Annotated in this window: 14 protein-coding genes; 10 read left to right on the forward strand and 4 right to left on the reverse strand. The window is 59.4% G+C overall.

Annotation, left to right across the window (positions count from 1 at the left end):
* Positions 1 to 261 precede the first annotated feature (261 nt).
* The 7 genes from ABNW52_RS17030 (at position 262) to yacG (ending at position 6,905) form a co-directional block, all read left to right on the forward strand.
* Positions 262 to 1,371, forward strand: coding sequence for a porin (locus ABNW52_RS17030; RefSeq protein WP_349590421.1), 1,110 nt, complete (start codon positions 262 to 264; stop codon positions 1,369 to 1,371).
* 138 nt (positions 1,372 to 1,509) lie between these two features.
* Complete coding sequence (gene pilB / locus ABNW52_RS17035; protein ID WP_349590702.1) at positions 1,510 to 3,234, forward strand: type IV-A pilus assembly ATPase PilB; 1,725 nt, start codon at positions 1,510 to 1,512, stop codon at positions 3,232 to 3,234.
* Between the two features lie 16 nt (positions 3,235 to 3,250).
* Positions 3,251 to 4,471 (forward strand): type II secretion system F family protein, encoded by a 1,221-nt coding sequence (locus ABNW52_RS17040; protein ID WP_349590423.1) that lies wholly within the window; start codon positions 3,251 to 3,253, stop codon positions 4,469 to 4,471.
* Complete coding sequence (locus ABNW52_RS17045; RefSeq protein WP_349590425.1) at positions 4,471 to 5,322, forward strand: prepilin peptidase; 852 nt, start codon at positions 4,471 to 4,473, stop codon at positions 5,320 to 5,322. Before ABNW52_RS17040 ends, ABNW52_RS17045 begins: the two co-directional genes overlap by 1 nt.
* On the forward strand, positions 5,315 to 5,932 hold the full coding sequence (gene coaE, locus ABNW52_RS17050) for a dephospho-CoA kinase (RefSeq protein ID WP_349590428.1): 618 nt from the start codon (positions 5,315 to 5,317) through the stop codon (positions 5,930 to 5,932). Before ABNW52_RS17045 ends, coaE begins: the two co-directional genes overlap by 8 nt.
* 25 nt (positions 5,933 to 5,957) lie before the next feature.
* The gene (zapD, locus tag ABNW52_RS17055; protein WP_349590430.1) at positions 5,958 to 6,716 is read left to right on the forward strand and encodes a cell division protein ZapD; all 759 of its coding nucleotides are present in this window, start codon (positions 5,958 to 5,960) and stop codon (positions 6,714 to 6,716) included.
* 3 nt (positions 6,717 to 6,719) lie between these two features.
* Positions 6,720 to 6,905, forward strand: a complete 186-nt coding sequence (gene yacG / locus ABNW52_RS17060) for a DNA gyrase inhibitor YacG (RefSeq protein WP_349590433.1) — start codon at positions 6,720 to 6,722, stop codon at positions 6,903 to 6,905.
* 63 nt (positions 6,906 to 6,968) lie between these two features.
* Here yacG and ABNW52_RS17065 read toward each other — a convergent pair whose 3' ends face one another.
* Entirely contained in the window at positions 6,969 to 8,207 is a 1,239-nt protein-coding gene (locus ABNW52_RS17065) for an N-acetylmuramoyl-L-alanine amidase (protein WP_349590435.1), read from the reverse strand.
* Positions 8,168 to 8,656 (reverse strand): tRNA (adenosine(37)-N6)-threonylcarbamoyltransferase complex ATPase subunit type 1 TsaE, encoded by a 489-nt coding sequence (gene tsaE, locus ABNW52_RS17070; protein WP_349590438.1) that lies wholly within the window; start codon positions 8,654 to 8,656, stop codon positions 8,168 to 8,170. Before tsaE ends, ABNW52_RS17065 begins: the two co-directional genes overlap by 40 nt.
* A 37-nt stretch (positions 8,657 to 8,693) precedes the next feature.
* On the opposite strand from tsaE, the gene queG reads away from it, so the two are divergent.
* Positions 8,694 to 9,749, forward strand: coding sequence for a tRNA epoxyqueuosine(34) reductase QueG (gene queG, locus ABNW52_RS17075; RefSeq protein WP_349590441.1), 1,056 nt, complete (start codon positions 8,694 to 8,696; stop codon positions 9,747 to 9,749).
* Between the two features lie 31 nt (positions 9,750 to 9,780).
* Here the strand turns inward: queG and ABNW52_RS17080 are convergent, their stop codons facing one another.
* Both ABNW52_RS17080 and ABNW52_RS17085 read right to left on the reverse strand, forming a co-directional pair.
* A complete protein-coding gene (locus ABNW52_RS17080) occupies positions 9,781 to 10,242 on the reverse strand; it encodes a GNAT family N-acetyltransferase (protein WP_349590443.1) in 462 nt (153 codons plus the stop codon).
* A complete protein-coding gene (locus tag ABNW52_RS17085; RefSeq protein ID WP_349590445.1) occupies positions 10,242 to 10,661 on the reverse strand; it encodes a MaoC family dehydratase in 420 nt (139 codons plus the stop codon). The genes ABNW52_RS17080 and ABNW52_RS17085 overlap by 1 nt, the downstream gene beginning before the upstream one ends.
* 299 nt (positions 10,662 to 10,960) lie before the next feature.
* Between ABNW52_RS17085 and ABNW52_RS17090 the strand changes: the two genes are divergently transcribed.
* Positions 10,961 to 11,710, forward strand: coding sequence for an electron transfer flavoprotein subunit beta/FixA family protein (locus tag ABNW52_RS17090; RefSeq protein WP_349590448.1), 750 nt, complete (start codon positions 10,961 to 10,963; stop codon positions 11,708 to 11,710).
* A gap of 3 nt (positions 11,711 to 11,713) precedes the next feature.
* The gene (locus ABNW52_RS17095; RefSeq protein WP_349590451.1) at positions 11,714 to 12,646 is read left to right on the forward strand and encodes an electron transfer flavoprotein subunit alpha/FixB family protein; all 933 of its coding nucleotides are present in this window, start codon (positions 11,714 to 11,716) and stop codon (positions 12,644 to 12,646) included.
* Positions 12,647 to 12,653: the final 7 nt, after the last annotated feature.

Raw genomic sequence — 12,653 nt, forward strand, 5'->3', positions numbered from 1 at the left:
GCTTTTGTAGGTGTTGTACGCATTGTTGTCTAGTGGCAACAATGAATGTTTCGTTGAAAAATTCAACTAATTCAATGGCTTGATGTTTTTTTTTGCGTGAGTGTTGAAGTGGCTATGAGTACGGGATTTGTTTTTTCGCAACGCCACGTTTATAGTCCGCCACAGATACCGCCGGAATGCCGGTGGTCTGGACAGCCCTACCGGAGCCAAGGTTTCGGATAAATCCACGGGCAATATTCGTGATCTCTGAAAGGAACACACATGAAAAAGCTGATCGTTCTGGCTACCCTGGCTGCCCTGCCGGCAGTTGCACTGGCTGACGTTACCATCTCCGGTGACATCGGTGTTTCCATTGTGAATTACAATCACAAAGACGGCGACAAGACCTCTGAAAACGCCATGAATCGTCAGACCGGCCAGATCGTATTCTCCGGTTCCGAAGACGTGGGTAACGGCCTGAAAGCTATCTGGCAAGTTGCCAACCGTATCGATGCTTCCGGCGACGAGAAAAACTCGTGGGGCGGTCGTGATACCTTCGTTGGTCTGCAGGGCGAGTTCGGTAAGGTTCGCTTTGGTAAGCTGAGCAACCCGGCTAACTCCGGTTACAGCCGTCAAGAGCCGTTCAACGAAATCTCCATTCATGGTGATGGCGTTGGTGCCGTGGCTGAACAACGTACTGCGAACACCATCCGCTTCGACAGCGCCAACTACGCCGGTTTCGAGTTTGCTGCCTCTGCTCAGCTGCGTCCGGAGTCCACTGGCCATTCTACCAGCGCGGTTGCTTATGTTAATGACGCTGGCACTCCTGCTGACACGACTGATGACTTCGCCGACATCAAATTGGTTGATGCATACAATGCCGCCGCTCCGCATGTATGGGGCGCTGGTGTGAAGTACGCCAACGGCCCGTTCAGCGCCAACTACAGCTACACCAAGCTGGTTGACACTGAGCTGACTCTGGACAGCGATGCAGAAGCTTCCGCTGTTGCTGGCTCCAATACCCGTGTACATGTAGTTAGCGCCAACTACGCCATCGGCGACCTGACCCTGGGTCTGGGCTACGCTAACGCCAAGGTTACCGCTGATGATGGTAGCTTCGGTAAGCAAGCTGGCTGGGGCGTAACTGCTACCTACGCACTGGGCAACCTGACTCCGAAGGTTTCCTACTGGAAAGAAGGCAAGCTGAAGACCGAAGACGGCGATGCGCTGGGTAGCTACAACGTATTCTCCGTTGGTGCTGACTACGCCCTGTCCAAGCGCACCAGCGCTGGTGTTGAGTTCCAATTCCAAGGCGCTCGTAAGGACTACTCTGATAACACCAAGTCCGGCAAGAAGAACACCTCTGCTGTATACCTGACCCACGCATTCTAATCATCACTTGATGATTGTGTGAGTTGTGAAAAAGGCTGCTTCGGCAGCCTTTTTTTATTGCATTCAGAAACTGCAGGGCATTGCCAAAGCTGGGTGAGCGGTTAATATGCCGCTATAACGGATAGCAGGATGCAATTCATGCAAGTGGCAGGGGGGCGTATGGAGAATGTAGCCATTTCTGGTTTGAGCCGGGCATTAGTTCAGAATGAGTTACTGCTGGCCAGTGATGCGGAGTCCATCGTCAAGCTGGCGCAGACTGGTGGTATTTCGTTTGTCGAGCAGCTGGTGCAAAGCAAGAAAATGTCGGCGCAAGAAGTGGCGCTGTTCGCCTCGGCCACCTTTGGCCTGCCTTTGTATGACCTGAGCCGGCATAATAGTGACTCAATGCCACGAGGCCTGCTGGAGCAGGATTTCATTGCAGCCAACCGTTTGTTGCCGTTGTTTCGTCGTGGCAACCGCCTGTATATCGCCATTTCCGATCCGACGCAGAGCAGCGTGCTGCATGCGATTACCTTTAAAACCGGGCTGACGGTTGAGTGTGTTGTTGTTGAAGATGATAAGCTGGGGGCGCTGGTCGGGCGTCTGGCTGAAAACTCGATGGCAGCTATCAATAGCCTGGCTGCCGAAGAGTTTGGTGAACTGGAAATTGCCGACCCGGATGCCGAGCCAAGCAGCGATGGTTTGCCTGATGTCGACGACGCCCCCGTGGTCCGCTTTGTTAACAAGCTGATGGTGGATGCGATCAATGGTGGCGCATCGGATATCCACTTTGAACCGTATGAAAAGTTCTATCGTATTCGCTACCGTGTCGATGGTGTGCTGAAAGAAGTGGCACAACCGCCGCTGGCGATCAAGGAAAAGCTGGCTTCGCGGATCAAGGTGGTATCCAAGATGGACATCTCCGAACGCCGAGTACCGCAGGATGGCCGCTTGAAGCTGGTACTGTCCAAGCACAAGGCCGTGGACTTCCGGGTAAGCACCTTGCCTACGCTGTATGGCGAGAAGATCGTGATGCGTATTCTCGATTCTTCCGCTGCATCGCTAGATATTGAACAGTTGGGCTTTGAGCCGGAACAAAAAGAGCTGCTGTTGCGGGCGATTGCCCGACCCTACGGTATGGTGCTGGTGACGGGGCCAACCGGTAGTGGTAAGACGGTGTCGCTGTATACCTGCCTGAATATCCTCAACAAGCCCGACAGCAATATATCCACCGCGGAAGATCCGGTGGAAATCAACTTGCCGGGCATCAATCAGGTCAACGTGAATGAAAAGGCGGGCCTGACGTTTGCCTCGGCGCTACGGGCTTTTCTGCGTCAGGATCCTGACATCATCATGGTGGGTGAGATTCGCGACTTTGAAACCGCGGATATTGCGATCAAAGCGGCCCAGACCGGGCACTTGGTGTTTTCAACGCTACATACCAACAATGCGCCGGCAACGCTTAACCGCTTGCTGAACATGGGCGTGGCGCCATTCAACATCGCCAGCTCGGTGCTGCTGATCATGGCGCAGCGTCTGGCACGACGTTTATGCAGCCACTGCAAGCAGCCGGTGGAAATTCCGCCGTCCGCGCTGCTGCGTGCCGGCTTCAAACAAGAAGAACTGGATGGCAATTGGACACCTTATGGTCCGGTGGGGTGTGATCAGTGCCGAGGCACCGGTTACAAAGGACGTACCGGCATTTATGAAATCATGCCGATAACCGATGCGATGATTCGACTGATCATGAGTGATGGTAATGCCGTACAGATCAATGATCTGGCACGGGAGGAAGGCATGGTTGACCTGCGTCGTGCCGGGTTGCTGAAAGTAATGCGTGGCGTGACTTCGCTAACCGAAATTGAAGCCGTAACCAACGAATAATCGACAGGATGCAAGCATGGCTGGGACGGTAAGCAAGAAAGCGGTTGCCCATATCTGGAACTGGGAAGGCAAGGATCGTACAGGCAAGTTGATCCGCGGCGAGATCCGGGCGGAGTCCGAGATCGTCGCCAAGGCGCAGCTGCGACGGCAGGGCATCAATGTCAGCAAGGTAAACAAGCGCAAGCCCAAGTTTGGCCAAAAAGTGACGGAAAAGGATGTCGCGCTGTTTACCCGTCAGTTGTCCAGCATGATGAAGGCCGGGGTGCCGTTGCTACAGGCATTCGACATTGCGGCCAAGGGCCTCAGCAATGCGCTGTTTACCCGCATTCTTCTTGATGTGCGTTCGGAAGTGGAAATCGGTAGCAGTCTGGCCGATGCCTTCCGCAAGTATCCGCTGTATTTTGACGGCCTGTTCTGCAACCTGGTCGCCGCCGGTGAGGCCGGGGGGGTGCTGGATGCGCTGCTGGAGAAGCTGGCGACCTATAAGGAAAAAGTGCTGGCGATCAAGGGCAAGATCAAGTCGGCGCTGGTGTATCCGGCAGCCATTATCGCCACGGCTTTCATTATCACGGCGGTGATCCTGATTTACGTGATTCCGGCATTCAAGGAGTTGTTTTCCAGTTTTGGTGCCGACCTGCCGACGCCGACCCTGATTGTTATCAAACTGTCGGACGTGTTTGTTGAATACTGGTGGATGATTTTTGGCACGCTTATTGGCGGTATCTGGGGCATTGCCTACACCTATAAGCGCTCGGCGAAAATGCAGGAAGGGCTTGATCGCATCATTCTGAAGGTGCCGGTGATCGGTGAAGTGGTGCGTAAGGCCACGATTGCCCGTTGGTGTCGCACGCTATCCACCATGTTTACCGCGGGTGTGCCGTTGGTTGAGGCGCTGGATTCGGTAGGTGGCGCGGCAGGCAACAAGGTGTACGCCGATGCCACCAAGGTGATCCAGAATGAGGTGATGACTGGCTCGACGCTGAATGCTTCCATGCAGCGCAGTAACCTGTTCCCCAATATGGTGTTGCAGATGACGGCCATCGGTGAGGAGTCCGGTGCGCTGGATGACATGCTGGACAAGGTTGCGGACTTCTACGAAGAAGAAGTCGACAATGCCGTGGCCTCGCTGTCCAGCCTGTTGGAACCGATGATCATGATCATTCTGGGGGTGCTGATTGGCGGCCTAGTGGTTGCCATGTACATGCCAATCTTCAAGATGGGTCAGGTGGTTGGTTGATGCTGGACGCAATCACAATGTTGCCGCAGATGGCACAAATCGGGCTGGCTCTGGTGTTTGGCTTGCTGGTTGGCAGTTTTCTCAATGTGGTGATTCATCGTCTGCCCAAGATGATGGAGCAGCGCTGGCTGGCAGAGTGCGCCGAGTTGCAGGGGCAGGAAGCGCCTGCGGCCAACTACAACCTGTTCTTTCCGCCGTCTGCCTGCGTGCATTGTCACGCGCCGATCCGTGCCTGGCAGAACATCCCCTTGCTGAGTTTCGCCCTGCAGCGTGGTCGTTGCAGTCATTGTGGCGGCGCCATCTCTTGGCGTTATCCATTGGTGGAGCTGGTTTCTGGCCTGATGCTGGCCGGGTTCGCCTGGCAGTGGGGGCTGGGGGCAACATGGGTATGGGTCAGCGTGTTCGGCCTGCTGTTGCTGGTGCTGACCCTGATCGATGCCGCCACCCAGTTGTTGCCGGATGATCTGACTCTGCCATTGTTGTGGCTGGGGCTGCTCTATAACCTGAATGATGGTTTTGTACCGCTGGAGCAGGCCGTGATCGGGGCGATGGCGGGTTATCTGACGTTGTGGAGCGTGTACTGGCTGTTCAAGCTGGCGACCGGCAAGGAAGGCATGGGCTACGGCGACTTCAAGTTGCTGGCGGCGCTGGGCGCCTGGCTGGGCTGGCAAATGCTGCCGCTTATCATCCTGCTATCTTCGCTGGTGGGAGCGCTGGTGGGTATTGGCCTGATGCTGGCTGCCCGCCACGGGCGCGGCCAACCTTTGCCTTTCGGCCCGTATCTTGCCGCCGCCGGGCTGCTGGCGTTCTTGTGGGGCAAGCCGATCATGGCTTGGTATCTGGGTGCTTAAGCCGGTTGTCGGCCTGACCGGCGGCATCGGCTCCGGCAAGTCCACGGTTGCGCAGCTGTTTGCAGAGAATGGCGTGCCCTGTGTCGATACCGATGTTGTTGCCCACCAGCTTACCGCTGCGGGCGGGGCGGCGCTGCCGGCCATCCGCACGGCCTTTGGTGATAGCGTGCTGGATGCAAATGGCGCGTTGAATCGCGCGGTAATGCGGCAGCGCGTATTTGCCGATCCGTCCGAGCGTTTACGGCTGGAGGCCATTCTGCACCCACTGATTGGTGCCGAGAGCCTGCGACAGCTGGCGCTGGCACAAGGGCCTTATGTGTTGCTGGCAGTGCCATTGCTGTTTGAAAGCCCGGCATTCCACCGCCTGGTGCGGCGGAGTCTGCTGGTGGATTGCCCGGAAGAAATGCAGCAACAGCGCGTGATGGCACGCAGCGGTTTGGCCGCAGAGCAGGTGGCGGCGATCATCGCCGCGCAGATGCCACGCCAGCAACGGCTGCAGCTGGCTGACGATGTTATTCACAATAGCGGCGAGCTGGCCGATTTGGCGCTTCAAGTTGCTGACAAACACCGCTATTATCTAGCCTGCTTTGGCTTGCCGGCTCCGGCATGACGTTACGAACCAACGGATACCCGCCGTGACCAGTTTCGAGTTCCCCATCACCGAACGAACCCGTACCTTGCTTCGCCTGGAGCAGGTGTACCAGCGGCTGGTGTTCTTTATTGCGCAGGATGAGGCCAATTGCCATCATGCAGCACTGATGGCGCTGTTCGAGGTGCTGGAGTCTGCCGGCCGCACCGAGCTGAAATCCGAGTTGTTGCAGGAGCTGGAACGGCAGAAGCTGGCACTGGAGGCCTTGCGTGATAATCCGGTGATCGCCCAGGATGCGCTGGATGCGGTGCTGGAGGAGATCGAGCATACGGCAGCCAGCCTGCTCGAGATCAGCGGCAAGTTTGGCCAGCACCTGCGCGAGAACGAGTGGCTGATGGCCATCAAGCAGCGTTCGGTGATTCCCGGCGGTACCTGTCAGTTCGACCTGCCGTCTTATCATCTGTGGTTGCAACGGGAAAGCGAAGCCCGCCGTATCGATCTGCTGCGCTGGGCGGCTCCGTTGATGCCGACGTCACGCGCCGCCACAGTGCTGCTCAAGCTGTTGCGCGACAGCGGCAAGGCCTACCAGTACACCGCGCGTCGCGGCGCCTTCCAGCAAATGTCCGGCGGCAAGGCGGTGCAGCTGATTCGCGTTTCCTACGATGCGCGCCTGCAGATCGTGCCGGAGATTTCGGCCAACAAGTACGCCCTCAACGTCCGCTTCATTCATGCTGGTACCGGCGAGGTTCGTGCCCGCCAGGTGGAGGATGATGTGGATTTCACCCTGACCTACTGTAAGTTCTGAATCATGTCGTCCGAAAAAACCGTTGCCTGCCCGCAGTGTCGCCAGGCTGTTGTCTGGGGTCCGCAAAGCCCGTACCGTCCTTTCTGCAGCGAACGTTGCCGGCTGATCGATCTGGGGCAATGGGCCGATGAAAGCTACCGCGTACCGGTATCCGGCGATGATCCGATGCGCGAGCTGGAGCAGTTGTAAGACCTGCCGCCCACAATGACAAAGCCGCCCGATGGGCGGCTTTGTCATTGTGGGCGCTGTGCGCTAGACCCGGGCGATAGCGGCGCCCTGGGCAAAGTAGCTGCGCACCCCGGACAGGATGGCGTCGGCCATCTGCTGCTGGAAGTCCGGGTCGATAAGCTTTTGCTCTTCTTCCGGATGGCTGATAAAGGCGGTTTCCACCAGGATGGAGGGAATGTCCGGCGCTTTCAGTACCGCGAAACCGGCCTGTTCCACCTTGTCCTTGTGCAGCTTGTTGAGGTTGCTCAGCCTGCCCAGCACCGATTTGCCCAGCTTCAGGCTGTCGTTGATGGTGGCGGTCTGGGTTAGGTCCAGCAGGGTATGCGCCAGGTATTTGTCCTTGCCGCCGATTTTCACGCCTCCGACCATATCGGCATCGTTCTGGGTTTTCGCCAGAAAGCGCGCCATGGTGCTGGTGGCGCCGTTTTCCGATAGCGCAAACACCGATGAGCCGCGCGCGGTGCGGTTGTCTACCGCGTCGGCATGTACCGAAATGAATAGATCGGCATTCATGCGCCGCGCCTTGGCGACGCGCACGCCCAGCGGCAGGAACACATCCTCGTCACGCGTCAGTACTGCGCGCATGTTCTTTTCGCCATCGATCAGCTTTTTCAGCTGACGACTGATCTTCAGCACCACGTCTTTTTCGCGTATGCCGCTGGGGCCGATGGCGCCAGGATCTTCACCACCGTGGCCGGGATCGATCACGATGGTGACGGTGCGACCGGGGCCGCTCTTGTCCTTGCCGCCGCGCGGGGCGCTGTTGTCCAGCTGGCCCTTGTTGTAGTCCTCCAGCAGCGCCAGCAATGGATCATCCTGCTGCGCGTCGGCCGGGTACAGATCCAGCACCAGCCGGTGCTGGTATTCGCCAACCGGTTTCAGCGAGAAAATCTGCGGTTTGACTTCGTTGCGCAGGTCCAGCACCAGTCGCACCGTGTCGTTATTGAACTGGCCGGCGCGCGCCATGCGGATGAACGGGTCGGCACTCTGAATCTGCTTGCTCAGTTCCTGCAGCACGCCGGTCAGCTGTACGCCTTCCAAGTCCACCACCAGTCGGTTGGGGTTGGCCAGCGAGAAGTGCTTGTAGCGGATTTCGCTGCTGGCTTCGATGGTGACGCGAGTGTAGGTGGACGATGGCCATACGCGCACGGCCACCACCTGGCTGGCAGCGGCCAGGCCGATGCGGCTGACCGTCAGCAGAAAGGTGGCGGCAGCGGCACCGATCAGCTTGCGGCGGTCAGAGTCTGGTAGCGGCTGAGACATGCTTTTCCTGTTTCACTGTGGGCAACAAGGCGATAGTTGCGACCGTTATCGGCAAGCTGGAGTTCCAGCGTCAGATCCGGCGACGGCAATACGCCGGCGGCTTTTTGCGGCCACTCCACGATGCAGAGCGTGTCCGTGGCCAGGTAGTCGGCAAAACCGGCGTCGAACCATTCCTGCGGGTCGTTGAAGCGGTATAAATCAAAATGATGCACGGTAGCGGCCGGCAGTGGATAACTTTCCACCAGCGTGTAGGTGGGGCTCTTTACCCTGCCGGCATGTCCCAGCCCGCGTAGCAGGCCGCGGGTAAACGTGGTTTTGCCGGCGCCCAGGTCGCCATGCAGTTGCAATTGCAGCCCGGGTTGCAGGCAGCTGGCCAGCGTCTGGCCCAGTTGCAGCGTGGCTGCTTCGTCGGCGAGAAAGCCTGCGACACTGGTATGATCCGTCGCCATGAATGAAATGTCCGCTCAAAACGAGAATTATCGCCATTTGGCTAGCCAAATCAAGGCTTGGGCGCAGGAGCTTGGCTTTGCCGATGCCCGCATCACCCGCGCCGAGCTGCCGGCCGCGGCCGAAGCCACGTTGGCCGCATGGCTGGCGGAGGGCTGCCATGGCGAAATGGACTACATGGCTCGCCACGGCATGCTGCGGCTGCGGCCGGCAGAGCTGGTGCCCGGCACACTGCGGGTGATCAGTCTGCGCATGCATTACTGGCCCGGCGAAGCCGCCGCCGCGGACGCGGTGCTGGCGGATACGTCGCGTGCCTATATCTCGCGTTATGCGCTGGGGCGGGATTATCACAAGGTATTGCGTAACCGGCTGCAAAAGCTGGCCGAGCGCATCTCCGCACATGACCCCGCGCATCAGTTCCGGGTGTTTACCGATAGCGCACCGCTGGCCGAAGTGGCACTGGCGGCACAGGCCGGGCAGGGCTGGCGCGGCAAGCACACGCTGCTGCTCAACAAGCAGCAGGGCTCCTTGTTTTTTCTGGGCGAGATTCTGACCAATCTGCCATTGCCGGAAGATGGCAGCGAAGAGGCGCACTGCGGGCGCTGCACGCGCTGCCTCGAGGTCTGCCCGACCGCTGCCATCGTGGCGCCGTACAAGGTGGATGCGCGGCGTTGCATTTCCTACCTCACCATCGAGTTGAAGGGGGTGATCCCGGAGCCACTGCGCCCGCTGATCGGCAATCGGGTTTACGGCTGCGATGACTGCCAGCTGGCCTGCCCTTGGAACCGCTTCGCGGTGCCGACGGCAGAGGCAGATTTCGCCGTGCGCCACGGGCTGGACGATGTCAGTCTGCTGGCGTTGTTCGGCTGGGACGAGGCGACCTTCCAGCAGCGCATGGCCGGTAGCCCGATTTACCGCATCGGCTACGCCAAGTGGTTGTCCAACCTGGCCGTTGGGCTGGGCAATGCCGCATACGATGCGGCCATTGTGGCCGCGTTGCGCCAGCGGCTGGAGGATGCTGATGCCTGGGTGCGCGAATCGGTGGCGTGGGCGCTGCAGCGGCAGTTGCAGGCGCAGGGACAGCCGCAGGAATAAAGGTTGGCCGCATGCGGCCAACCTTGTGTGCCTATTGCAGCGGCTTGGTGAAGTGGAACGACGAGATCACGAAACCGTAGCTCAGATACAGCTTGTGCGCCGCTGTGCGCCAGGTGCCGGAATCCAGCACCAGAAAGCCGCAGCCATGGTGCCGCGCTTCGGCCTCGCACCAGTCCAGCATCTGGCGGCCAACGCCCTGCGAGCGCACGGCCTCGTCGGTAACCAGATCATCCAGGTACAGTCGCAGGTCTTCGTAGGTATTCTCGTAGATGCGGTACAAGCCCAGCGCCACCACCTTGCCCGCGTCGTCCAGCGCGGCAATCAAGCGGGCGCCATAGCTGCAGATGCGGGCCATCTTGGCAACATAGGCATCGGCATCTGCCGGCAGCATGGGACGCAGCTGGCGGTGTACCGGCAGTGCCGCCGCCAGCAGCACCGGCTCCACGATGCGACCGTGTTCGTCGCACAGCCGAACAATGCGCAGGCTGCTCATCAGCTGGCGCGTGACGGGGCGATTACCAGCGATTCACCTTCCAGAATCACTTTGCCCTTCACCAGACATTCGGTGGCAAATTTGACGCGCTTCTTGGCCGGATCCAGCTCGGTAACTGTCACGCGGGCGGTAACGGTTTCACCGATCTTCACCGGCGCCTTGAACTTGGTGGATTGCGACAGATAGATGGTGCCGTTGCCCGGCAAACGGGTGCCGACCACGGTGGAAATCAGGCCGGCGGTCAGCATGCCGTGGGCGATGCGGGTCTTGAACATCGACGCCTCAGCGTATTCCTGGTTGATGTGGACCGGATTGTCATCACCGGATACCGCGGCAAACATCAGGATGTCGGCTTCGGTAATGGTCTTGGCGTATTCGGCGCTGTCACCGATCTTGATATCTTCAAAAAAAACCGTCATGGGGGCTCCCTGTGCAAAGTGAAAACCGCAACGGCCAGCAAAGGTTGGCCGCTGTCATTCAGCATGCGCTCCTGCCTGTGTTTTATCGTTATGACGTGCTCAATGTTGCAGCGCATTCTTGCATGCTTTCCCCCAAATGCAAATTGCGGGGAAATCGCGTAATATCTCCCCACCCCTGTTGTACTGCAGTTGCTTTGTAGTCAATTCACCAATTAAACGCTCGTTTGATAGTGCGCCTGGCGCCCGCCGCGCGGCGACACGGGACGAGTTGTTTCAACCAGAGAGTTCGCTGGAGGAATATGAAAGCTCTAGTCGCTGTGAAGCGCGTTGTTGATTACAACGTGAAAGTGCGGGTCAAGGCTGACGGCACCGATGTGGATGTCGCCAACGTCAAGATGTCGATGAACCCGTTCGACGAAATCGCGGTGGAAGAGGCCGTGCGTCTGAAGGAAGCCGGCAAGGTCACCGAGATCGTGGTGGTATCGATGGGGGTGAAGCAGTGCGAGGAAACCCTGCGCACGGCACTGGCCATGGGCGCCGACCGCGCCATCCTGGTGGAAACCGATGCCGAGCTGCAGCCGCTGGCAGTGGCCAAGCTGCTGAAGGCGGTGGCCGACAAGGAACAGCCGCAGCTGCTGATCGTCGGCAAGCAGGCCATCGACGACGATGCCAACCAGACCGGTCAGATGACCGCCGCGCTGCTGGGCTGGGCGCAAGGCACTTTCGCCTCCAAGGTGGATGTGGCTGCGGAAACCGTGGATGTGACCCGTGAAGTGGATGGCGGTCTGGAAACCGTCAAGCTGCGCCTGCCGGCGGTGGTGACCACCGACCTGCGCCTGAACGAGCCGCGCTACGTCAAGCTGCCGAACATCATGGCCGCCAAGAAAAAGCCGCTGGACAAGACCTCCCCGGCCGACCTGGGCGTCGATGTAGCCCCGCGCCTGAAGACCCTGAAAGTGGCCGAGCCTGCCAAGCGCTCCGCCGGCATCAAGGTTGCCAATGCTGCCGAACTGGTGGCCAAACTCAAGAACGAAGCAAAGGTGCTGTAAGCCATGGCTATTCTCGTTATCGCTGAACACGACAACCAGAGCCTGAAAGCAGGCACCCTCAATACCGTTACCGCTGCCGCCAAGCTGGGCGAGGTGCACGTGCTGGTAGCCGGCCACAATGCCGCCGCCGCTGCCGATGCCGCCAAATCCGTGGCTGGTGTGGCCAAGGTGCTGCTGGCCGACAACGCTGCCTACGCCCACGGCCTGGCCGAGAACGTGGCACCGCTGGTGGTGGAGCTGGCAAAGGGCTACAGCCACGTGCTGGCACCGGCTACCTCCTACGGCAAGAACCTGCTGCCGCGCGTGGCCGCGCTGCTGGACGTGGCGCAGATCTCCGACATCATCGCCATCGAAGCCGCCGACACCTTCGTGCGCCCGGTATACGCCGGCAACGTGCTGGCCACCGTGCAATCGTCTGACAGCATCAAAGTGATCACCGTGCGTACCACCGCCTTCGAAGCGGCTGGTGCCGGTGGTGCGGCCAACGTTGACGCTGTGGCTACTGCCAGCGATGCTGCGCTGTCGAGCTTTGTTGGCCAGGAGCTGACTAAGTCCGACCGCCCGGAACTGGGCGCCGCCAAGATCATCGTTTCCGGCGGTCGCGCGCTGGGTTCCGAAGCGCAGTTCAAGGCGGTGATCGAGCCGCTGGCCGACAAGCTGTCCGCCGCCGTCGGTGCCTCGCGTGCCGCGGTGGACGCCGGCTACGCGCCGAACGACTACCAGGTTGGCCAGACCGGCAAGGTGGTGGCGCCGCAGCTGTACGTGGCGGTGGGTATCTCTGGTGCCATCCAGCACCTGGCCGGCATGAAGGACTCCAAGGTGATCGTGGCGATCAACAAGGACGAAGAGGCGCCGATCTTCCAGGTGGCCGACTACGGCATCGTCGGTGACCTGTTCACCGTGGTGCCGGAACTGATCGCCGAGCTGTCCAAGTAATACCCGC

Origin of the sequence: Vogesella oryzagri (assembly GCF_040148885.1) — a bacterium.
Taxonomy (GTDB): Bacteria; Pseudomonadota; Gammaproteobacteria; order Burkholderiales; family Chromobacteriaceae; genus Vogesella; species Vogesella oryzagri.

Excerpts from the sequence above, each read along its gene's own strand:
- ABNW52_RS17030 (WP_349590421.1), top strand. The coding sequence starts at position 262 with ATGAAAAAGCTGATCGTTCTGGCTACCCTGGCTGCCCTGCCGGCAGTT.
- pilB (WP_349590702.1), top strand. The coding sequence starts at position 1,510 with ATGCAAGTGGCAGGGGGGCGTATGGAGAATGTAGCCATTTCTGGTTTG.
- ABNW52_RS17040 (WP_349590423.1), top strand. The coding sequence starts at position 3,251 with ATGGCTGGGACGGTAAGCAAGAAAGCGGTTGCCCATATCTGGAACTGG.
- ABNW52_RS17045 (WP_349590425.1), top strand. The coding sequence starts at position 4,471 with ATGCTGGACGCAATCACAATGTTGCCGCAGATGGCACAAATCGGGCTG.
- yacG (WP_349590433.1), top strand. The coding sequence starts at position 6,720 with ATGTCGTCCGAAAAAACCGTTGCCTGCCCGCAGTGTCGCCAGGCTGTT.
- ABNW52_RS17065 (WP_349590435.1), bottom strand. The coding sequence starts at position 8,207 with ATGTCTCAGCCGCTACCAGACTCTGACCGCCGCAAGCTGATCGGTGCC.
- tsaE (WP_349590438.1), bottom strand. The coding sequence starts at position 8,656 with ATGGCGACGGATCATACCAGTGTCGCAGGCTTTCTCGCCGACGAAGCA.
- ABNW52_RS17080 (WP_349590443.1), bottom strand. The coding sequence starts at position 10,242 with ATGAGCAGCCTGCGCATTGTTCGGCTGTGCGACGAACACGGTCGCATC.
- ABNW52_RS17085 (WP_349590445.1), bottom strand. The coding sequence starts at position 10,661 with ATGACGGTTTTTTTTGAAGATATCAAGATCGGTGACAGCGCCGAATAC.
- ABNW52_RS17090 (WP_349590448.1), top strand. The coding sequence starts at position 10,961 with ATGAAAGCTCTAGTCGCTGTGAAGCGCGTTGTTGATTACAACGTGAAA.
- ABNW52_RS17095 (WP_349590451.1), top strand. The coding sequence starts at position 11,714 with ATGGCTATTCTCGTTATCGCTGAACACGACAACCAGAGCCTGAAAGCA.